The 17386-nt window shown below is 60.0% G+C and carries 27 protein-coding genes and 1 pseudogene; 2 read left to right on the forward strand and 26 right to left on the reverse strand.

The window, feature by feature from the left end; translation table 11 throughout:
- Nucleotides 1–125: 125 nt before the first annotated feature.
- The 14 genes from ACGYLD_RS16790 to rpmC form a co-directional block, all read right to left on the reverse strand.
- The gene (locus tag ACGYLD_RS16790) at nt 126–773 is read right to left on the reverse strand and encodes an adenylate kinase (RefSeq protein WP_271688297.1); all 648 of its coding nucleotides are present in this window, start codon (nt 771–773) and stop codon (nt 126–128) included.
- Complete coding sequence (gene secY / locus ACGYLD_RS16795) at nt 770–2152, reverse strand: preprotein translocase subunit SecY (RefSeq protein ID WP_271692973.1); 1383 nt, start codon at nt 2150–2152, stop codon at nt 770–772. The genes ACGYLD_RS16790 and secY overlap by 4 nt, the downstream gene beginning before the upstream one ends.
- A 119-nt stretch (nt 2153–2271) precedes the next feature.
- The gene (gene rplO, locus ACGYLD_RS16800) at nt 2272–2754 is read right to left on the reverse strand and encodes a 50S ribosomal protein L15 (RefSeq protein WP_271692972.1); all 483 of its coding nucleotides are present in this window, start codon (nt 2752–2754) and stop codon (nt 2272–2274) included.
- Between the two features lie 432 nt (nt 2755–3186).
- Complete coding sequence (gene rpmD / locus ACGYLD_RS16805; protein ID WP_067267994.1) at nt 3187–3375, reverse strand: 50S ribosomal protein L30; 189 nt, start codon at nt 3373–3375, stop codon at nt 3187–3189.
- A 2-nt stretch (nt 3376–3377) separates the two neighbouring features.
- A complete protein-coding gene (rpsE, locus tag ACGYLD_RS16810; protein ID WP_067267992.1) occupies nt 3378–3959 on the reverse strand; it encodes a 30S ribosomal protein S5 in 582 nt (193 codons plus the stop codon).
- A 169-nt stretch (nt 3960–4128) separates the two neighbouring features.
- On the reverse strand, nt 4129–4488 hold the full coding sequence (gene rplR / locus ACGYLD_RS16815; RefSeq protein WP_271692971.1) for a 50S ribosomal protein L18: 360 nt from the start codon (nt 4486–4488) through the stop codon (nt 4129–4131).
- 11 nt (nt 4489–4499) lie between these two features.
- Nucleotides 4500–5033 carry a 50S ribosomal protein L6 gene (gene rplF / locus ACGYLD_RS16820; RefSeq protein WP_067267988.1) on the reverse strand — a complete coding sequence of 178 codons (534 nt, stop codon included), beginning with the start codon at nt 5031–5033 and terminating at the stop codon, nt 4500–4502.
- A gap of 10 nt (nt 5034–5043) precedes the next feature.
- The gene (rpsH, locus tag ACGYLD_RS16825) at nt 5044–5436 is read right to left on the reverse strand and encodes a 30S ribosomal protein S8 (RefSeq protein WP_271692970.1); all 393 of its coding nucleotides are present in this window, start codon (nt 5434–5436) and stop codon (nt 5044–5046) included.
- 12 nt (nt 5437–5448) lie between these two features.
- Nucleotides 5449–5754 carry a 30S ribosomal protein S14 gene (rpsN, locus tag ACGYLD_RS16830; RefSeq protein WP_136720403.1) on the reverse strand — a complete coding sequence of 102 codons (306 nt, stop codon included), beginning with the start codon at nt 5752–5754 and terminating at the stop codon, nt 5449–5451.
- Nucleotides 5755–5772: 18 nt separating this feature from the next.
- Nucleotides 5773–6336, reverse strand: coding sequence for a 50S ribosomal protein L5 (gene rplE, locus ACGYLD_RS16835; protein ID WP_209218383.1), 564 nt, complete (start codon nt 6334–6336; stop codon nt 5773–5775).
- Nucleotides 6329–6640, reverse strand: coding sequence for a 50S ribosomal protein L24 (gene rplX / locus ACGYLD_RS16840; RefSeq protein WP_067267981.1), 312 nt, complete (start codon nt 6638–6640; stop codon nt 6329–6331). Before rplX ends, rplE begins: the two co-directional genes overlap by 8 nt.
- Nucleotides 6641–6642: 2 nt before the next feature.
- A complete protein-coding gene (gene rplN / locus ACGYLD_RS16845; protein WP_005621870.1) occupies nt 6643–7011 on the reverse strand; it encodes a 50S ribosomal protein L14 in 369 nt (122 codons plus the stop codon).
- Nucleotides 7012–7074: 63 nt separating this feature from the next.
- Nucleotides 7075–7320: a 30S ribosomal protein S17 gene (gene rpsQ / locus ACGYLD_RS16850; protein ID WP_067267977.1), complete on the reverse strand. Its 246-nt coding sequence runs from the start codon at nt 7318–7320 to the stop codon at nt 7075–7077.
- A gap of 14 nt (nt 7321–7334) precedes the next feature.
- Nucleotides 7335–7538 carry a 50S ribosomal protein L29 gene (gene rpmC, locus ACGYLD_RS16855; RefSeq protein ID WP_209218384.1) on the reverse strand — a complete coding sequence of 68 codons (204 nt, stop codon included), beginning with the start codon at nt 7536–7538 and terminating at the stop codon, nt 7335–7337.
- Nucleotides 7539–7719: 181 nt separating this feature from the next.
- Between rpmC and ACGYLD_RS16860 the strand changes: the two genes are divergently transcribed.
- Together ACGYLD_RS16860 and ACGYLD_RS16865 are read left to right on the forward strand one after the other, a co-directional pair.
- Entirely contained in the window at nt 7720–8343 is a 624-nt protein-coding gene (locus tag ACGYLD_RS16860) for a TIGR02466 family protein (RefSeq protein ID WP_271692969.1), read from the forward strand.
- 111 nt (nt 8344–8454) lie between these two features.
- The gene (locus ACGYLD_RS16865) at nt 8455–9009 is read left to right on the forward strand and encodes a hypothetical protein (RefSeq protein WP_271692968.1); all 555 of its coding nucleotides are present in this window, start codon (nt 8455–8457) and stop codon (nt 9007–9009) included.
- Between the two features lie 72 nt (nt 9010–9081).
- Here ACGYLD_RS16865 and rplP read toward each other — a convergent pair whose 3' ends face one another.
- The 12 genes and pseudogenes from rplP to tuf all read right to left on the reverse strand — a co-directional run.
- Nucleotides 9082–9495, reverse strand: coding sequence for a 50S ribosomal protein L16 (rplP, locus tag ACGYLD_RS16870; protein WP_007118841.1), 414 nt, complete (start codon nt 9493–9495; stop codon nt 9082–9084).
- Between the two features lie 13 nt (nt 9496–9508).
- Nucleotides 9509–10216: a 30S ribosomal protein S3 gene (gene rpsC / locus ACGYLD_RS16875; protein ID WP_067267970.1), complete on the reverse strand. Its 708-nt coding sequence runs from the start codon at nt 10214–10216 to the stop codon at nt 9509–9511.
- On the reverse strand, nt 10216–10596 hold the full coding sequence (gene rplV, locus ACGYLD_RS16880) for a 50S ribosomal protein L22 (protein WP_067267968.1): 381 nt from the start codon (nt 10594–10596) through the stop codon (nt 10216–10218). The genes rpsC and rplV overlap by 1 nt, the downstream gene beginning before the upstream one ends.
- A gap of 3 nt (nt 10597–10599) precedes the next feature.
- A complete protein-coding gene (rpsS, locus tag ACGYLD_RS16885; RefSeq protein WP_067267967.1) occupies nt 10600–10878 on the reverse strand; it encodes a 30S ribosomal protein S19 in 279 nt (92 codons plus the stop codon).
- 3 nt (nt 10879–10881) lie between these two features.
- The gene (gene rplB, locus ACGYLD_RS16890; RefSeq protein WP_067267965.1) at nt 10882–11724 is read right to left on the reverse strand and encodes a 50S ribosomal protein L2; all 843 of its coding nucleotides are present in this window, start codon (nt 11722–11724) and stop codon (nt 10882–10884) included.
- A gap of 312 nt (nt 11725–12036) precedes the next feature.
- Entirely contained in the window at nt 12037–13179 is a 1143-nt protein-coding gene (locus ACGYLD_RS16895) for a PRC-barrel domain-containing protein (RefSeq protein WP_394403271.1), read from the reverse strand.
- 240 nt (nt 13180–13419) lie between these two features.
- Entirely contained in the window at nt 13420–14451 is a 1032-nt protein-coding gene (locus ACGYLD_RS16900; protein WP_271692966.1) for a fatty acid desaturase, read from the reverse strand.
- 233 nt (nt 14452–14684) lie between these two features.
- A complete protein-coding gene (locus ACGYLD_RS16905; protein ID WP_067267962.1) occupies nt 14685–14981 on the reverse strand; it encodes a 50S ribosomal protein L23 in 297 nt (98 codons plus the stop codon).
- On the reverse strand, nt 14978–15595 hold the full coding sequence (gene rplD / locus ACGYLD_RS16910) for a 50S ribosomal protein L4 (protein WP_067267960.1): 618 nt from the start codon (nt 15593–15595) through the stop codon (nt 14978–14980). The genes ACGYLD_RS16905 and rplD overlap by 4 nt, the downstream gene beginning before the upstream one ends.
- Nucleotides 15592–16470 carry a 50S ribosomal protein L3 gene (rplC, locus tag ACGYLD_RS16915; RefSeq protein ID WP_271692965.1) on the reverse strand — a complete coding sequence of 293 codons (879 nt, stop codon included), beginning with the start codon at nt 16468–16470 and terminating at the stop codon, nt 15592–15594. The genes rplD and rplC overlap by 4 nt, the downstream gene beginning before the upstream one ends.
- Before the next feature lie 18 nt (nt 16471–16488).
- Nucleotides 16489–16809 carry a 30S ribosomal protein S10 gene (gene rpsJ, locus ACGYLD_RS16920; RefSeq protein ID WP_067267998.1) on the reverse strand — a complete coding sequence of 107 codons (321 nt, stop codon included), beginning with the start codon at nt 16807–16809 and terminating at the stop codon, nt 16489–16491.
- Between the two features lie 427 nt (nt 16810–17236).
- Nucleotides 17237–17386: pseudogene (gene tuf / locus ACGYLD_RS16925) on the reverse strand (elongation factor Tu); the annotation flags it as partial.

Raw genomic sequence — 17386 nt, forward strand, 5'->3', positions numbered from 1 at the left:
TTCTCTTACGAGATAGGGGTGACTATGAGGTTTTGCGCAGGGCGTCAAGGCCCGCACAAAACCTCATAGCTGATCGGCAGCGCGAAGGCAAAGGACAGCGCCCCCTGCCCCGCGCCGCCGGGAAATCACTTGTCCAGAACCTGCGCGATCGCGCCGCGCACTTCTTCGATCTGGCCCAGACCGTTCACGCCGCTGAGCATGTCTTTGGCATAGTAGTAGCCGATCAGCGGAGAGGTCTGTTTGTAATAGGCCATCAGACGGGTTTTGAGGCTTTCCTCATTGTCGTCTGCGCGGCGCTTGAACTCGGTCCCGCCACAGTTGGTGCATTTGCCATCTTCGGGAATCGGTTTGGTCAGGTCGTTATAGACCTCGCCGCAGCTTGCGCAGGTGGACCGCGCGGTGATGCGGGCGACCAGCGCCTCATCATCGACCTTCATCTCGATCACGGCGTCGAGGGTCTGGCCCTCTTGCGCCATCAAATCGGCCAGCGCATCGGCTTGCGCCAGCGTGCGGGGGAAGCCGTCGAAGATGAAGCCGCCATGTTCGGCCTTGTCGGTCAGCTTTTCGCGGATCAGGCCGATGACGATTTCATCGGTGACGAGCGCGCCGCGGTCCATCACGTCGGCCACGATCTTGCCCATCTCTGTCCCGCTGTCCTTGGCTTCACGCAGCATGTCGCCAGTGGACAGCTGAACCATGTTGCGGGTCTCGACCAGATGACGTGCTTGGGTGCCTTTGCCTGCGCCCGGAGGCCCGAGTAGGATAATATTCATCGACGTACGGGGCTCCGTTTCTTGCGTGTACCTTTGCCTTTGCCCGCGCCCTTGCCGCGCAGCTGAGACTTCTCAAGCAGACCTTCATACTGATGCGCCAGCAGATGGCTCTGAACCTGTTGGATCGTGTCCATGGTGACCGAGACGACGATCAGCACCGAGGTGCCGCCGAAATAGAAGGGGATCGCGAACTGGCCGCGCAGAATCTCAGGCAGAACACAGACCGCCGCCAGATAGGCCGAGCCGAGGACGAGGATGCGGTTGACCACATACTCCAGATACTCAGCGGTGCGCTTGCCGGGGCGGATGCCGGGCACGAAGCCGTTCTGGTTCTTCAGGTTATCGGCCACGTCATCAGGTTTGAAGCTGACGTTGAAGGTGTAGAAGTAGGCGAAGAAAACGATCATGCCCACGAAGAACAGCAGGTAAAGCGGCTGACCGGGGCCGAAGTTCGCCAAGAGCCAAGACATCACCGGGCTGGTGGAGTTGCCCGAGAAGGTGCTGACAGTGACGGGCAGCAACAGCAGCGAGGAGGCGAAGATCGCCGGGATCACGCCCGCCGGGTTCACCTTGATCGGCAAGTGGCTGGTGCCGCCATCGTACATTTTCATGCCGACTTGGCGGCGGGGGTATTGAATGTGGATCTTGCGCAGCGCGCGCTCCATGAAGACCACGAACATGATCGTCGCAATCACCATGACCAGCACGCCAACGATAACGGCGGGGCTGATGGCACCCGAACGGCCCGAGGCGAAGAACTGCGCGATGGCGGCAGGAACCTCGGCAATGATGCCGACGAAGATAATCAGCGAGATGCCGTTGCCGATGCCGCGTGCGGTGATCTGCTCACCCAGCCACATCAGGAACATGGTGCCGCCCACGAGGGTAATCATACAGGCCGCGATAAAGCCGAACCCCATCTGGCCATCGGCCACGATGTCACCGGCCTGAAGGCTCACGGCAAGGCCATAGGACTGCAAAGTCGCCAGCGCCACGGTACCGTAGCGTGTATACTGGTTGATCTTCTTGCGCCCCTGCTCGCCCTCTTTCTTGAGCTGTTCCAGCGCAGGCACCATGGAGGTCAGCAGCTGAACGATGATCGAGGCCGAGATATAGGGCATGATGCCCAGAGCGAAGATACCCATCCGGCCAAGCGCACCGCCGGTGAACATCGACACCATGCCGCCGATGCCTTGGCCTGCGCTCTCCATAAAGTCACGCAGCGCGCCACCGTCGATGCCGGGAACCGGAATGAAGGTGCCAAGGCGGTAAACGATAAGCAGCCCGAGCGTGAACAGAATCCGGTTGCGCAGGTCTGTTGCCTTGCCCAATGCGGACCAGCTCGTGTTCGCGGCCATGTTTTCGACGGCAGATACCATGAGGGGTCTCTTCTCTTGTTGCGAAAACGCCGCCCGGGCCGTTTTCCGGCGGGCGGCGTTCGGGAAAACTTGAGGTTATGTAAGCGGCTGGCGCGCCGCTCACAAGCCTTAAGGCCGCTTTACTCGGATGCCTCGGCCGCCTTGGGGGCGGTCACGGTCACCTTGCCGCCTGCCTTCTCGACCGCCTCGATGGCGGGCTTAGAAGCGCCAGCGACGTTCAGGTCGATCTTGGAGGTGATGTCACCCTTGGCCAGAACGCGGATACCGTCCAGCTCACGACGGACCAGACCGGAAGCGACCAGCGCTGCGGCGTCGATTGTGTTGCCGGCGTCGAGTTTCTTCGCGTCGATGAATTTCTGGATCAGGCCCAGGTTGACGACAGCGAAGGATTTGCGGTTCGGCTTGTTGAAGCCACGCTTGGGCAGACGCTGGTAGATGGGCATCTGGCCGCCTTCGTAGCCGTTGATGCTCACACCCGAGCGGGATTTCTGACCCTTGATACCACGGCCACCCATTTTACCCTTGCCAGAGCCGGGACCACGGCCAACGCGCATACGCTTCTTGGCTGCGCCTTCGTTGTCGGAAAGTTCGTGCAGTTTCATGTCGCTTCTCCTTATGCCGGAAATGGCCCCCAGCGACGGGAGTGGCCAAACGCGGCGTTGCGATTCCATTGCGACCCAACACGGGCCACCGGGGGCGTATAGGGGATGGCGGGGGGCGTGACAAGGGGGGCATGGCGCCTAGCGCTTTTTGCGCAGCCACGAGGGCCAGCGCCTGCCCGTGGGGTGGCGATCTTAACGGCTATCCGACCCACTTCATGGCGCAGCGATAGTGTACTTTATCAGGGTCGTGCCCACCCCCACCAAATCGCCAGCCTGCCGGTGCGGGCAGGCGATGGCCCGGCGCCCTCGGCTGGATTCCGAGCCTGCGGCCCAACGAAGCGACGCCCGCTGCCCCACAACGCAAAACGCCCCGCAGTTTCCTGCGAGGCGCTTTCGTAGGGTGGTCTTCCACCCTACCGCTGAAACCTAGCTTCAGCCTTTCTCTTCAACGATCTCGACCATATGCGAGACCTTGTTGATCATGCCGCGCACGGAAGGTGTATCTTCCAGCTCACGAGTGCGACCCATTTTGTTGAGGCCGAGGCCGACCAGCGTTGCGCGCTGTTTGGCGGGGCGGCGGATCGGCGAACCGACCTGCTTGATTACGAGTGTCTTGGCCATGCTTATGCCTCCTCAGCCACTTGAGCGGAGGACTCTACGTTGTCTTCACGCTTGGGCAGAATGTCAGCCACTTTCTTGCCGCGACGCTGCGCGACGGAACGGGGCGATTGCTCTTTCTTCAGACCGTCCAAAGTGGCGCGGATCATGTTGTAGGGGTTCTGCGAACCGACCGATTTGGACACAACGTCTTTCACGCCCAGCATCTCGAACACGGCACGCATCGGACCACCGGCGATGATACCGGTACCTTCAGGTGCTGTACGCATGATGACGCGGCCCGCGCCGTGGCGACCATGCATGTCGTGGTGCAGGGTACGGCCTTCGCGCAGTTGAACGCGGATCATCTGACGCTTGGCTTGCTCGGTCGCCTTGCGGATGGCCTCGGGCACTTCTTTCGCTTTACCCTTACCAAAGCCGACGCGGCCTTTCTGATCGCCCACGACCACGAGTGCGGCAAAGCCGAAACGCTTACCACCCTTAACGGTCTTGGACACGCGGTTGATCGCGACCAGACGGTCAGCGAATTCCGGGGTCTCGTCGCGTTGGTTGCGGCGGTTGCCCCCACGGTTGTCATCTCTTGCCATCTGGCATCTTCCTTTTTCTGTGGCCTCACCGGCCCTTAGGATCAATCCTGGTGAGCCGATGGCCCCCGGATCATCGAGAGGGCCTTCCCGGCCCTCTTCGCAGGAGAGCTATGCACGGGGCATAGCCTTCGTATGAAAGCGGGTGCGTGGTTGCCCACGCACCGCACAATCAGATCTTCAAACCGCCTTCACGCGCGGCGTCGGCCAGAGCCTTCACCTTGCCGTGGAAGAGGAAGCCGCCACGGTCGAAGTATGCTTCTTCGACGCCGGCTTTCTTGGCACGTTCGGCAATCGCGGCACCGACTTTGGTCGCTGCTTCGATGTTGTTTTTGCCAACCACGCCCAGATCCTTCTCCATTGAGGAGGCGGAGGCCAGTGTCACGCCGTTCACATCGTCGATCAGCTGGGCCGAGATGTTCTTGGACGAACGGTGTACCGACAGGCGAAGACGCCCGGCGTTGACTTTGCGGAGTTTGTTCCGAACGCGCATGCGGCGCTTCAGGAACAGCTGTCGTTTGGTATTTGCCATCAATCCGTTCCTTACTTCTTCTTGCCTTCTTTGCGGAAGATGAACTCGCCCTTATAGCGGATGCCTTTGCCCTTATAGGGCTCGGGCTTGCGCCATGCGCGGATGTTCGCGGCAACCTGACCAACGAGCTGTTCGTCGATGCCTTCCACAACGATTTCGGTCTGCTTGGGTGCCGTCACGGTCACGCCCTCGGGCGCAACGTAGTCGACATCGTGGCTGAGGCCGAGGTTCAGTTTCAGCGTGTTGCCGTTCATGGCCGCACGATAACCAACACCCTGGATTTCAAGCTCTTTCTTGAAGCCCGTGGTGACGCCGGTCACCAGGTTTTCGATCATGGTGCGGGACATGCCCCACTGCTGACGGGCGCGCTTGGACTTGCCGCGCGGAGTCACAGTGATTGCGTTGTCTTCGACCGCGAGGCTCACGTCATCAGTGGCACGGAAGCTGCGGGTGCCCTTAGGGCCCTTCACTTCGATGGTCTGACCGCTCACCTCTGCCGAGACACCCGAAGGCATAGCGACTGGTTTCTTACCGATACGAGACATTGTCTTCTCCTTAGAATACGGTGCAGAGCACTTCGCCGCCAACATTGGCAGACCGTGCAGATGCGTCCGACATCACACCTTTGGAGGTGGAGACAATCGACACGCCGAGGCCCTGACGGACGACGGGGATGTCATTGACGGACATGTAGACGCGGCGACCGGGCTTGGAAACCCGCTTCAGCTCGCGAATAACAGGTTCGCCTTCGTAGTACTTGAGGCTGATCTCGATGGCGGGGTGGCCATCGGCGCCCGTGACTTTTTCATAGCCGCGGATGTAGCCTTCGTCGGCCAGCACGTCCAGAACCCATGCACGCAGCTTGGAAGCCGGTGTCATGACGGTGGATTTGCCGCGCAGCGAAGAGTTACGGATGCGTGTCAGCATATCTGCGATAGGATCGTTCATCTGATGCGCTCCTTACCAGCTCGACTTGACCATGCCGGGAATCTGGCCGGAAGAGCCAAGGTCCCGCAGCGCGATCCGCGAAATTTTCAGTTTACGATAGTAGGCGTGGGGGCGGCCCGTCAGCTGGCAACGGTTGTGCAGACGCACAGCAGAGCTGTTGCGCGGCAGTTTCGCCAGTTTCAGGGAAGCGCGGAAACGCTCTTCCATCGGTTTGCTTTCGTCGCTCACGATCTCTTTCAGAGCCGCGCGCTTGTCAGCGTACTTCTTAACCAGTGCTTCGCGCTTCTTCTCGCGCTCAATCATGGATTTCTTAGCCATTTCTAATCCTTCCCGCGCTTATGAATTGAAGGGCATGTTGAATGCTTTCAACAGCGCCTTGGCTTCAGCGTCGGTTTTCGCCGTGGTGGCGATCACGATGTCCATACCCCAAGTCTCGTCAACTTTGTCGAAGTCGATTTCGGGAAACACGATATGCTCTTTCAAGCCCATGGCGTAGTTGCCACGGCCGTCGAAGCTCTTGCCCGAGATGCCGCGGAAGTCGCGGATACGGGGCATTGCGATCGTGATCAGACGATCGAGGAATTCGTACATACGGTCGCCACGCAGGGTCACTTTCGCACCCAAAGGCATGTCCTCACGCACGCGGAAACCAGCGATGGATTTCTTGGCCACGGTTGTCAGAGCCTTCTGGCCTGCAATCGCGGTCAGGTCTTCCTGAGCCGACTTGGCTTTCTTGCTGTCGCGCACGGCTTCGGCACCGCAGCCGATGTTCAGAACGATCTTGTCCAGCTTGGGGATCATCATGTCGTTCTTGTAGCCGAATTCCTCTTTCAGGGCGGCGCGGATCTTCTCGCGGTATTCGGCCTGAAGGCGGGGTGTGTAGGTTGCGGTATCAAGCATCGATCACGTCCCCCGTGGTCTTGGCAAAGCGCACTTTCTTGTCGCCTTCGATTTTGAAACCCACGCGGGTGGCTTTGCCATTGGCATCCACCAGTGCGAGGTTGCTCAGGTCGATCGGCATCGCTTTGGGGATGCGGCCGCCTTGAGATGTCTGTGTCTGGCGCGTGGCGCGGATGGCGATTTTCACGCCGTCAACGATGGCCTTGTTCGACTTGGGGTCAACGGACGAGATGGTGCCCGTCTTGCCTTTGTCCTTGCCGGACAGGACGATGACCTTGTCACCTTTGCGAAGTTTAGCAGCCATGATTACAGCACCTCCGGAGCGAGCGAGATGATTTTCATGAAGTTCTTCGCGCGCAGCTCACGAACGACCGGCCCGAAGATACGGGTGCCGACCGGCTCGTTGTTGTTATTCAGGATAACAGCGGCGTTGCGGTCGAAGCGGATGGCGGTGCCATCTTCACGACGAACTTCTTTGGCGGTGCGAACGACGACGGCCTTGCGGACGTCGCCCTTTTTCACACGACCACGCGGGATGGCTTCCTTGACCGACACGACGATGATGTCGCCGACGGACGCGTATTTACGCTTGGAACCACCCAGGACCTTGATGCACTGAACACGGCGCGCGCCGCTGTTGTCAGCAACATCCAGGTTGGTCTGCATCTGGATCATTTGGTTTCTCCCGACCTTCTGGGGGGCGATGCGGCCCTCATCCCAGGGTTTCGTTTAAGGGGCTCAGGCCTCGGCTTTGTCCGAAGTCAGAACTTCCCAACGTTTGGTTTTCGACTTGGGGGCACATTCGATGATGCGCACAGTGTCGCCCACCTTGAACGTGTTGTTCTCATCGTGAGCCCGGTACTTTTTGGACTTACGGATGGTCTTTTTCAGAACCGGATGCGTAAAGCGGCGCTCTACGGAAACGGAAACTGTTTGTGCGTTGGCGTCCGATGTCACGGTGCCTGTAAGGATACGCTTGGGCATGTTTCAGGCTCCTATTATTCGGCTGCCGCAGCAGCGGCTTTCTGGTTCAGCACGGTGTGGACACGGGCCACGTCACGCTTAACAGTCTTCAGACGTGCGGAGTTCTCCAGCTGGCCGGTGGCCTGCTGGAAACGCAAGTTGAAGGATTCTTTTTTCAGGTTCACAAGTTCGTCGCGGAGCTGGTCCGGCGTCTTGTCGTGCAGTTCGCTGGCTTTCACGGCCTCTTCCTTTCAACATCACCAGTAGGCCCCTGTCAGGGTGACCATGATTCTGGTGGAGTTCATGATGAAAGGTGCCAATACGCGTTGAGGTCGCACATGGCAACCCCCGTTGGCCCGCATCCGCGCTTTTGGCGCAAATAGGCTGGCGATAGGGGTATGTTCGGCGTAAGGAGGAACCATGTCAAACATCAAATCGCTTTTCGCCACCCGCCTCTATCACGCCGCCCTGTCGGACCATGGCAAGCCCATCGACACCGATGAACTGGCCGCCTCTTGCTTCTCGATTGCCGAGGATGATGAGGCCGGTCAGGACTGGTGCGAGGAGAACGGCTATGCGGGCTACACCTCTTATGCCTCGCTGGATGACCTGCCCTACCGCTTTCCGATCTTCGCGGATCTGAAGAAGGTGCTGGACGCACATGTTGCGGCCTTTGTCGAGGATCTGCAGTTCGATCTGGGTGACCGCAAGTTGGTGCTCGACTCGCTTTGGCTGAACATCCTGCCCGAGGGCGGCATCCACACCTCGCATATCCACCCGCATTCGGTGATTTCAGGCACGACCTATGTGACCATGCCCGAGGGCGCCAGCGCGATCCGCTTCGAAGACCCGCGCCTGGCGATGATGATGGCCGCCCCGGGCCGGATGAAGGACGCGCGCGAGGAGCTGCGGCCCTTCATCTATGTGGCCCCCGAAGCGGGCGACGTGCTGCTGTGGGAAAGCTGGCTGCGGCACGAGGTACCGATGAACATGATCGAGGAAGATCGGGTTTCGGTGAGTTTTAACTACAACTGGGAGAGCTGAGGTTCGGCACCTGCGGCCTGAGTCCGGGCCGGGGTGGCAATGACATGCTTCTTGCCCTGATGGAAAACTTGCCCGACAGTTGATCGCATTTAAAAGGTCATTCGCGTCGCCATGTTTCTCCGCCTGCTCTTCCTCGCCTCAGCCGCCGCCACGGTCGCCGCCTTCCTGTACCCCACATTCCGCGACCTTCTGCTCATCGCCCTGCCCTGCGTCATCGCCAGCGCGATCCTCCTCCTGCGATCACTCCGCTGGGGGCGCAAAGACTGGGTCATCGTCGACGGCTCCAACGTCATGTTCTGGAAAACCGGAGCACCTGACATCCGCGCCGTGCGCGAGGTGGTGGACGAACTCCGCGCGCGCGGACAATCCCCTTGCGTGGTCTTCGACGCCAACGCGGGATACCGCCTCATTGGCCGGTATCAACATGACAAGGCGTTGAGCAGCCAGCTCGACCTGCCCGCAAGCCGCGTGATGGTCGTCCCGAAAGGCACGCCCGCCGACCCCTACATTTTGAAAGCGGCCCGCGATCACCGCGGCCGGATCGTCAGCAGGGACCAGTTCCGGGATTGGAGCGAGGCCCACCCCGAGATCGGCACCCCGGGCCATCTGGTGAAAGGCGGCTACCGGGGCGGGAAACTCTGGCTCGCACTGGACCGCGAAGACTGACAAAGCAAAACCCCCGCCGATCGCTCGACGGGGGTTTCTTTTCTCTCAGCCACCCCTTGCGGGGCTTCGGGCTTACCAGTCCTCGCGGACCACGACCCGGGTCTTGATCGGCAGCTTCATGGCTGCCAGACGCAGGGCTTCGCGCGCTACGTCTTCGCCGACACCGTCGATCTCGAACATGATGCGGCCCGGCTTGACCTTGGCGGCCCAGAAGTCGACGGAACCTTTACCTTTACCCATACGAACTTCGACGGGCTTGGAGGTTACCGGAACATCCGGGAAGATGCGGATCCAGACACGGCCCTGACGCTTCATGTGACGCGTCATGGCGCGGCGTGCCGCTTCGATTTGGCGGGCGGTAACCCGCTCCGGCTGCAGTGCCTTCAGGCCGTAGGTGCCGAAGTTCAGGTCAGACCCGCCCTTCGCCAGACCCTTGATCGAGCCTTTGAACTGCTTGCGGAATTTAGTACGCTTTGGTTGAAGCATTTCTCATTCCCCCTTAGCGACGACCGCCGGCACCGCGAGGTGCTGGGCCGTCTTGGAGTTCCTGTGCCTTGCGGTCACGCGCGGCGGGGTCGTGTTCCATGATCTCGCCTTTGAAGATCCAGGTCTTGATCCCGATGATGCCGTAGGCGGTGGACGCCTCGACATGCGCGTAATCGATGTCGGCACGCAATGTGTGCAGCGGCACGCGACCTTCGCGGTACCATTCGGTACGCGCGATTTCGGCACCACCCAGACGACCCGCGAGGTTCACGCGGATGCCCAGTGCGCCCATGCGCATGGCGTTCTGCACGGCACGTTTCATGGCACGGCGGAAAGACACCCGGCGCTCCAGCTGCTGTGCAATGCTCTCACCAACCAGATGTGCGTCCAGCTCGGGCTTGCGGACCTCAACGATGTTGAGGTGCAGTTCCGAGTTGGTCATCTTGGCAATCTTCTGGCGCAGCGTCTCGATGTCCGCGCCTTTCTTGCCGATGATGACGCCGGGGCGTGCTGTGTGGATCGTGACGCGGCACTTCTTGTGCGGACGCTCGATGATCACACGGGCAACACCGGCCTGGTGGCACTCTTTCTTGATGAAGTCGCGGATTGCGAGGTCTTCGAGCAGAAGATCACCGTAATCCTTGGTGTCGGCGTACCAGCGGCTGTCCCAGGTGCGGTTCACCTGAAGGCGCATACCGATCGGATTGACTTTGTTACCCATCAGGCTTGCTCCTCAACTTGACGCACTTTGATCGTGATCTCGGCAAACGGCTTGATGATCTTGCCGAACCGGCCACGGGCACGCGGGCGACCGCGCTTCATGGTCAGGTTCTTGCCGACATAGGCCTCGGCCACGATCAGCTCATCGACGTCCAGGTTGTGGTTGTTTTCCGCGTTGGCGATGGCGGACTGAAGGCATTTCTTCACGTCCTGCGCGACCCGCTTCTTGGAGAAGGTCAGGTCGGTCAGCGCCTTGTCCACGGACTTGCCACGGATGAGGGCAGCAACCAGGTTCAGTTTCTGCGGGCTCGTACGAAGCATGCGCAGTTTCGCCATTGCTTCGTTGTCTGCCACGCGGCGGGGATTCTTATCCTTGCTCATGGCTTATTTCCGCTTCGCTTTTTTGTCGGCGGCATGACCGTAGTAGGTCCGCGTCGGGGAGTATTCACCGAACTTCTGACCGATCATTTCTTCGCTGACGTTGACAGGAATGTGCTTGTGACCGTTGTAGACGCCGAACGTCAGACCCACGAACTGGGGCAGGATCGTGCTGCGGCGCGACCAGATCTTGATCACTTCGTTGCGGCCGCCCTCGCGGGAAGCCTCTGCCTTTTTGAGGACATAAGAGTCGACAAAAGGACCTTTCCATACTGAACGAGCCATTGATTAACGCCCCTTCTTCTTGGCGTGACGCGAGCGGATGATAAGCTTGCTGGACGCTTTGTTCTTGTTGCGGGTCTTGGCACCCTTCGTCGGCTTACCCCAAGGAGTAACCGGGTGACGACCACCAGAGGTCCGGCCTTCACCACCGCCGTGCGGGTGGTCGATCGGGTTCATCACCACACCACGCACAGAGGGACGGATGCCCTTGTGACGCATGCGGCCCGCTTTACCGTAGTTCTGATTGGAGTTGTCGGGGTTGCTGACGGCACCAACGGTGGCCATGCATTCCTGACGCACGAGACGCAGCTCGCCAGAGCTCAGACGGATCTGAGCGTAGCCACCGTCACGACCCACGAACTGGGCGTAGGTGCCGGCGGCACGGGCGATCTGACCGCCTTTGCCGGGCTTCATCTCGATGTTGTGGACGATCGTACCGATCGGCATGCCCGAGAAAGGCATCGCGTTCCCGGGCTTGATGTCCACTTTGGCGCCGGCGATGATCTTGTCGCCGATGGCCAAACGCTGCGGGGCCAGGATGTAGGCCTGCTCGCCGTCTTCGTACTGGATCAGTGCGATGAAGGCGGTACGGTTGGGGTCATATTCGATCCGCGCGACAACAGCGGACATGTCCAGCTTGTTACGCTTGAAATCAACGATACGGTAGAGGCGCTTTGCACCACCACCTGTACGACGCATTGTGATTCGTCCGGTGTTGTTCCGGCCACCGGATTTGGTCAGACCCTGAGTAAGGGCTTTGACCGGGCGGCCTTTCCACAGCTCCGAACGGTCGATCAGTACCAGTCCACGCTGGCCTGGCGTCGTCGGTTTGTACGACTTGAGTGCCATGTTCTCTGTCTTCCGTTTGCTAGGCACGCTCGCACCGAGATGAAAGCGCGTTGGTTATAGGGCCCCGAAGGTCCCCTGTGGGAGTGGTGGATGGGTTTAAATCTCTTGCGAGGCAGGCATCCCAGCCACCGGGATCGTTCAAATAGCCAAACCCCGGACGAATCCGGGGTCTGAGCCGATGTGGCGACCTAACAGGTTCGCAACAGCCCGTCCAGTGGGCATGGCGAAAATCCTCCTCCCTGCCCCGCAGAAAAGAAAGGAAGGCGCCGAAGCGCCTTCTTCTATTGGTTTAGCAGTTACCCAAGGTGGGTATTAGTCAAGGCCAACGCTCTCGGCCAGACGCATACCGGGGTCGAGGATTTCAACTTCGGCTTCGTTGAATTCCGGCACGCTTTCCAGACGCTCCTCGGTCACGCCGGGGACGATGACTTCGTCTTCACGCATGATCAGCTTTTCAACCGGAATGGCGACTTCGTTTTCGCCCATACCAAGGAAACCACCAACGCCGATGATCGCAACAACGGTGTCACCACGGACGCCGATGAAGTCGATTTCGCCAACATCTTCACCGTTTTCGGTAGCAACGCTACGGCCGGTCAGTTCTTCTGCGGTCAGGTTGAAGATCGGCAGACGCTGCACGTTCTCCTGATAGCGGGCACGGTCTTCTTCGGCCATATTGCCCTGCTCGTCGGCGTTGAAGTCTTCCATCAAGACACGCGCTTGCTCTTGCTCGACGTCGATCTCGGCGCCTTCGGCACCTTCAACGTTAACCTGCGGCGCTTCGGCTTCTTCGACGACGACATTCGCGTCTTCGCCCTGCTGCACGTTCACGTTGGCTTCTTGCTGCTCAACGTCGACGCGGGCTTCTTCGGATTCAGCCACGTTTACATCGGCTTCGGCCTGCTCAACGGTCACGCGCGGCTCGGCTTCTTCGATGGTTACTTTCGGCTCGGGGCGCACAAACTTCACGACGGGTTCGGGCTGCTCGAGGTCAACGATCGGCTCGCCGGTGTCGACATCAACCTGTGGCTTAGGCACCTGCACGGTTACGACGGGCTCGGGGATGCGCACGGTAACCTGCGGCTGGGCCTGCTCAACGGTGATGATGGGAGCCTGCTGCTGCACGCGAACGGTCGGCTCGGGAACGGCGACGTTCACTTCGGGCTGGCCCTGCTCAACAGTCACAACGGGTGCGTCCTGCGAGACGTTCACATCGGGCTCGGGAACGGTCACGTCAACTTCGGCGTCTTCCTGCTCGACAACCACTTGGCCGCCAGCAACATTCGCGGTCGCGGCTGCGCCACCTTCGACTTCGGCTTCCATCTCGGCTTCGACTTCGGCATTGCGCTCGATGGTCTCTTCGACGTTCTCAGTCGCATCCTGCGCCAGAACCGGAGCGGCCGCGAAAAGGGCAACGGCGGATACGCCAGCCATGAGTGTTTTGGTATAGATCATTAGGTCTCTCCCGTGTTCGTTTACGATAAGTGAGGCGCGCAGCACCCCGTCTTCCACGGTGAGACAACCGGCAGCTTTCTGCTCTGTTCCAAATAAATTGAGCTCTTTTTTTTGGAACTTTTAAGGGGTCGCCGCATGATTGAACCCGGCGGCAGCAGGATCGCGTATGAGTAATATCACGACCTCAAAACGCAAAAACCCCCGCCAAGGCGGGGGCTTTTTTCATCATTAGCGAGGGCTTCAAGCGGCGCGACGTGCCTGCGCGAAGGACAGCAGACGTTTGCTTTTCTCATCCCAAAGGTGCAGCCGCGCGTTGGCGAGGCTTTCGCGAATGGTCATGCGATTACCTTCGGCCAAGGCCACATGATCCCGCAGCACCTCTGGCAGACGATAGAACGGAATGCGGCTGTAAAGATGGTGCACATGGTGAATGCCGATATTCGCGCTCAGCCATTGCAGCGGACGGGGCAGGATATAATGCGACGAGCCGTGGAACGCCGCATCGTGCAGGTCCCAAGCGTCGTTCTCTTCCCAATGGGTCGTCTCGAACTGATGCTGCACATAGAACAACCACATCCCCGCCGTCGCCGCCAACAGGGTGCTGGGCACGAAGATGAGCAGAATGGGCATGATCCCCCCGAAATAGAAGATCACTGCAAGTGCTACGAGGATCGTCAGGTTGGTGCCCATCGCGCTCAGCCAATAGCGTGTCTGCGCCATCAGCCCCAGCGGGACGCGGTTCTGCACGAAAAACAGATAGGTCGGCCCAAGACCAAAGAGCACGATCGGGTTCCGATACAAGCGGTAATGCAGTCGCCCGAACAGCCCAAGCGCGCGATACTCCGCCACGGTGAGTGTATGGATGTCGCCGATTCCGCGACGGCCAAGGTTCCCGGCCGAGGAATGGTGGATCGAATGGGTCCGTCGCCAGACATCATAGGGCGTCAGCGTCAGCACCCCCAACACGCGGCCCACCCAATCGCTTGTGCGACGGCTGCTGAAAAAGGCCGCATGGCCGCAATCATGCTGGATCGCGAAGAGCCGCAGCAAGAAGCCCGCGTTCACCAGCGAGATGGCAAGCGTCAGCCAGCCGCTGATCGAGAGCGCCCACCAAGCGAGCGCCCACAGGAGAATGAAGGGGCCAAGCGTGATCGCAAGTTCAAAACTGCTGCGCCACGTGCTCGGCTCGCGGTAACGGGCCAGCACGCGCACCCAGTCGCGCGCGTTCGACACGTCCGCAGACGCGCCAGAGGTAGATTTTTCGTGGGACATGGACCTGCTTTTTGTCGTTATCCGAGGTCTTGTAGAGGAAAGCGCGCAGCAAGCAACGCCCACGGTGCTTTTTGGCCCCCCATTGCCGCATTTAGGCCGGAAACGGCCTGTGAGGTTTAGGGTTCATCCACCGCTGAGATTCCGGGCCCGGCGGCATTCAGCCCCCCAGTTCCACCTCAAACGAAAAAGGCCCCCGCAACGCGGAAGCCTTTCCCAAATTCCAAACCGAAGGCTTACAGTCCGGTGGAGACGTCGATTGTGTTGCCCTCTTCGAGCGTCACATAGGCCTTTTTCACGTCTTTGCGGCGGCCCATTTGGCCCCGGAAACGCTTGACCTTGCCTTTGGTGATGGTCGTGTTCACGGCCTTCACCTTGACGTTGAAGAGCGCCTCGACGGCCTCTTTGATCATCGGCTTGTTGCTGTCGATCGCGACTTCGAAGACGACGGCGTTCTGTTCGGACGCCATGGTTGCCTTCTCGGTGATGACCGGCTTGCGGATCACGTCGTAGTGTTGATGCTTGGCGCTCATTTCAGGCGTGCCTCCAATGCTTCGATCCCCGCTTTGGTGATCACCAGAGTGTCACGCTTGAGGATGTCATAGACGTTTGCGCCCATCGACGGCAGGATGTCCAACCCATCGATGTTGCGCGCGGCCTGTGCGAAGTTCTCGTTGACCGAAGCGCCATCGATGACCAGCGCGCGTTTCCAGCCCAGGTTCGAGACCTGCTTGGCCAGAGCGGCGGTTTTGCCCTCGGAAGTTGCTTCGTCGATGATGACCAGCGAACCGGCTTTTGCTTTGGCGGACAGCGCGTGGCGCAGGCCCAGCTTGCGGAACTTCTTGGTCAGCTCGTGGCCGTGGCTGCGCGGGGTCGGACCTTTGTAGATACCACCCTTGCGGAAGATCGGCGCGTTGCGGTCACCGTGGCGTGCGCCGCCGGTGCCCTTCTGGCGATAGATCTTCTTGGTCGAGTAGCTGGTCTCGGACCGGGTCTTGACCTTGTGCGTCCCCTGCTGCGCGTTGTTACGCTGCCAGCGCACGACGCGGTGCAGGATGTCGGCACGCGGCTCCAGGCCGAACAGGGCTTCGTCCAGGTCTACGGACCCGGCTTTGCCACCGTCGAGTTTGATGACATCGAGTTTCATGCGTCACCTTCTTTCTTGTCAGCGTCGGCATCGGAATTGTCGGCATCCGAACCTTCAGCTGCGATTTCGGCTTCTGCGGCTTTCAGCGCTTCAGCTTCCTGTGCGGCTTGCTCTTCGGCCAAACGCTTGGCTTCGGCTTCTGCCTCTGCGGCGGCTGCGGCGGCGGCCTCTTCGGCGGCTTTCGCGGCTTCGTCAGCGGCAGATTTCAGAGCGGCGGGCAGAATCGCGTCTGCGGGGAACGGCTTTTTGACCGCGTCCTTGACGGTGACCCAGCCACCCTTGGAACCGGGAACGGCGCCTTTGACCATGATCAGGCCACGCGCGCTGTCGGTCTTGACGACTTCGAGGTTCTGCGTGGTGACACGGGCAGCACCCATGTGACCGGCCATTTTCTTACCTTTGAAAACCTTGCCGGGGTCCTGACACTGGCCGGTGGAGCCGTGCGAACGGTGGCTGATGGAGACACCGTGTGTCGCCCGCAGACCGCCGAAGTTGTGACGCTTCATCGCACCGGCAAAACCTTTACCGATCGATGTGCCTGCAACGTCAACATACTGACCGGCGAAGTAATGGTCAGCGGTGATTTCCTCACCGACGTTGATCATCGCATCCGCGTCGACGCGGAATTCGGCCAGCTTGCGCTTGGGTTCCACTTTCGCCGCGGCGAAGTGACCACGCATGGCTTGGCTTGTGCGTTTGGCTTTCGCCGTACCGGCACCGAGCTGAACGGCGGTGTAGCCGTCACGTTCCGCGGTGCGCTGTGCGACAACCTGAAGCTTGTCCAGCTGGAGCACGGTCACAGGGATCTGCTTGCCGTCTTCCATGAACAGCCGGGTCATGCCGACTTTTTTTGCAATAACGCCTGAGCGCAACATATGATTACCCTCCCGGCTTTACGATTGCAGCTTGATCTCGACGTCCACGCCAGCGGCGAGGTCGAGCTTCATCAGCGCGTCCACGGTCTGGGGGGTCGGATCGATGATATCCAGCAGACGCTTGTGCGTGCGGATTTCAAACTGGTCACGGGATTTCTTGTCGACGTGGGGACCACGCAGAACGGTGAATTTCTCGATCTTGTTCGGCAGCGGAATGGGACCGCGAACCGAAGCGCCTGTGCGCTTGGCGGTGCTGACGATTTCCTGAGTGGAGGCATCGAGCACCCGGTAGTCAAACGCCTTCAGGCGAATGCGGATGTTCTGGCTTTGAACGGCCATATGCATATCCCTTGTTTTGGGATTCTAACGGATTGGAGGAAGCAGGCTCATCCGGCCCCCTCTTCGCGCCTTGGTAATAAATCAAACGGGGCGCGTCTAACGCACCCCGGTTCGATGCGCGTCCTATAGGGGGAATCAAAGCAAGTGGCAAGAGGGTTCTAAAAACCCCCGTGTTTTTAGAACCAGTGCGCAAAGTCACGCCGCCCCGGCGTGACCGCGCACCCCGTCAGCGTTGAATCACAACCGGAAAACGCGCCGTCTCCCCCAGTATCACGCGCACGCCAAACGCCCCTCTCCCGCCAAAGCAAAAGGCCGCAGCAAAAGCTGCGGCCTTTCGAATATCTGAACCGTGGTCCCCGGTCAGGCCAGGGGGAGGGCTCTCATCGCTCCTGCGGAGCGACTGCCGCCCACCGGGTCCGTTTCAAAATCACTCAGTGATTTTGGAAACGACGCCCGCGCCGACAGTGCGGCCACCTTCGCGGATCGCGAAGCGCAGACCGTTTTCCATGGCGATCGGTGCGATCAGCTCAACGCCGAAGGATACGTTGTCGCCGGGCATGACCATCTCGGTGCCTTC

This window comes from Sulfitobacter sp. 1A12056 (genome assembly GCF_043558125.1).
Classification (GTDB): Bacteria; Pseudomonadota; Alphaproteobacteria; order Rhodobacterales; family Rhodobacteraceae; genus Sulfitobacter; species Sulfitobacter faviae.

Excerpts from the sequence above, each read along its gene's own strand:
- rpmD (WP_067267994.1), bottom strand. The coding sequence starts at position 3,375 with ATGGCCAAGACACTCGTAATCAAGCAGGTCGGTTCGCCGATCCGCCGC.
- rplR (WP_271692971.1), bottom strand. The coding sequence starts at position 4,488 with ATGGCAAATACCAAACGACAGCTGTTCCTGAAGCGCCGCATGCGCGTT.
- rplC (WP_271692965.1), bottom strand. The coding sequence starts at position 16,470 with ATGTTGCGCTCAGGCGTTATTGCAAAAAAAGTCGGCATGACCCGGCTG.
- rpsH (WP_271692970.1), bottom strand. The coding sequence starts at position 5,436 with ATGAACGATCCTATCGCAGATATGCTGACACGCATCCGTAACTCTTCG.
- secY (WP_271692973.1), bottom strand. The coding sequence starts at position 2,152 with ATGGTATCTGCCGTCGAAAACATGGCCGCGAACACGAGCTGGTCCGCA.
- ACGYLD_RS16895 (WP_394403271.1), bottom strand. The coding sequence starts at position 13,179 with ATGATCTATACCAAAACACTCATGGCTGGCGTATCCGCCGTTGCCCTT.
- rpsC (WP_067267970.1), bottom strand. The coding sequence starts at position 10,216 with ATGGGTAACAAAGTCAATCCGATCGGTATGCGCCTTCAGGTGAACCGC.
- ACGYLD_RS16860 (WP_271692969.1), top strand. The coding sequence starts at position 7,720 with ATGTCAAACATCAAATCGCTTTTCGCCACCCGCCTCTATCACGCCGCC.
- ACGYLD_RS16900 (WP_271692966.1), bottom strand. The coding sequence starts at position 14,451 with ATGTCCCACGAAAAATCTACCTCTGGCGCGTCTGCGGACGTGTCGAAC.
- rplX (WP_067267981.1), bottom strand. The coding sequence starts at position 6,640 with ATGGCTGCTAAACTTCGCAAAGGTGACAAGGTCATCGTCCTGTCCGGC.
- rpsQ (WP_067267977.1), bottom strand. The coding sequence starts at position 7,320 with ATGCCCAAGCGTATCCTTACAGGCACCGTGACATCGGACGCCAACGCA.
- ACGYLD_RS16865 (WP_271692968.1), top strand. The coding sequence starts at position 8,455 with ATGTTTCTCCGCCTGCTCTTCCTCGCCTCAGCCGCCGCCACGGTCGCC.
- rplV (WP_067267968.1), bottom strand. The coding sequence starts at position 10,596 with ATGAGCAAGGATAAGAATCCCCGCCGCGTGGCAGACAACGAAGCAATG.
- rplD (WP_067267960.1), bottom strand. The coding sequence starts at position 15,595 with ATGAAACTCGATGTCATCAAACTCGACGGTGGCAAAGCCGGGTCCGTA.
- rplP (WP_007118841.1), bottom strand. The coding sequence starts at position 9,495 with ATGCTTCAACCAAAGCGTACTAAATTCCGCAAGCAGTTCAAAGGCTCG.
- rplE (WP_209218383.1), bottom strand. The coding sequence starts at position 6,336 with ATGCTTGATACCGCAACCTACACACCCCGCCTTCAGGCCGAATACCGC.
- rpsS (WP_067267967.1), bottom strand. The coding sequence starts at position 10,878 with ATGGCTCGTTCAGTATGGAAAGGTCCTTTTGTCGACTCTTATGTCCTC.
- ACGYLD_RS16905 (WP_067267962.1), bottom strand. The coding sequence starts at position 14,981 with ATGAGCGCCAAGCATCAACACTACGACGTGATCCGCAAGCCGGTCATC.
- ACGYLD_RS16790 (WP_271688297.1), bottom strand. The coding sequence starts at position 773 with ATGAATATTATCCTACTCGGGCCTCCGGGCGCAGGCAAAGGCACCCAA.
- rpsJ (WP_067267998.1), bottom strand. The coding sequence starts at position 16,809 with ATGGCCGTTCAAAGCCAGAACATCCGCATTCGCCTGAAGGCGTTTGAC.
- rplB (WP_067267965.1), bottom strand. The coding sequence starts at position 11,724 with ATGGCACTCAAGTCGTACAAACCGACGACGCCAGGCCAGCGTGGACTG.
- rplF (WP_067267988.1), bottom strand. The coding sequence starts at position 5,033 with ATGTCTCGTATCGGTAAGAAACCAGTCGCTATGCCTTCGGGTGTCTCG.
- rplN (WP_005621870.1), bottom strand. The coding sequence starts at position 7,011 with ATGATCCAGATGCAGACCAACCTGGATGTTGCTGACAACAGCGGCGCG.
- rpsN (WP_136720403.1), bottom strand. The coding sequence starts at position 5,754 with ATGGCTAAGAAATCCATGATTGAGCGCGAGAAGAAGCGCGAAGCACTG.
- rpsE (WP_067267992.1), bottom strand. The coding sequence starts at position 3,959 with ATGGCAAGAGATGACAACCGTGGGGGCAACCGCCGCAACCAACGCGAC.
- rplO (WP_271692972.1), bottom strand. The coding sequence starts at position 2,754 with ATGAAACTGCACGAACTTTCCGACAACGAAGGCGCAGCCAAGAAGCGT.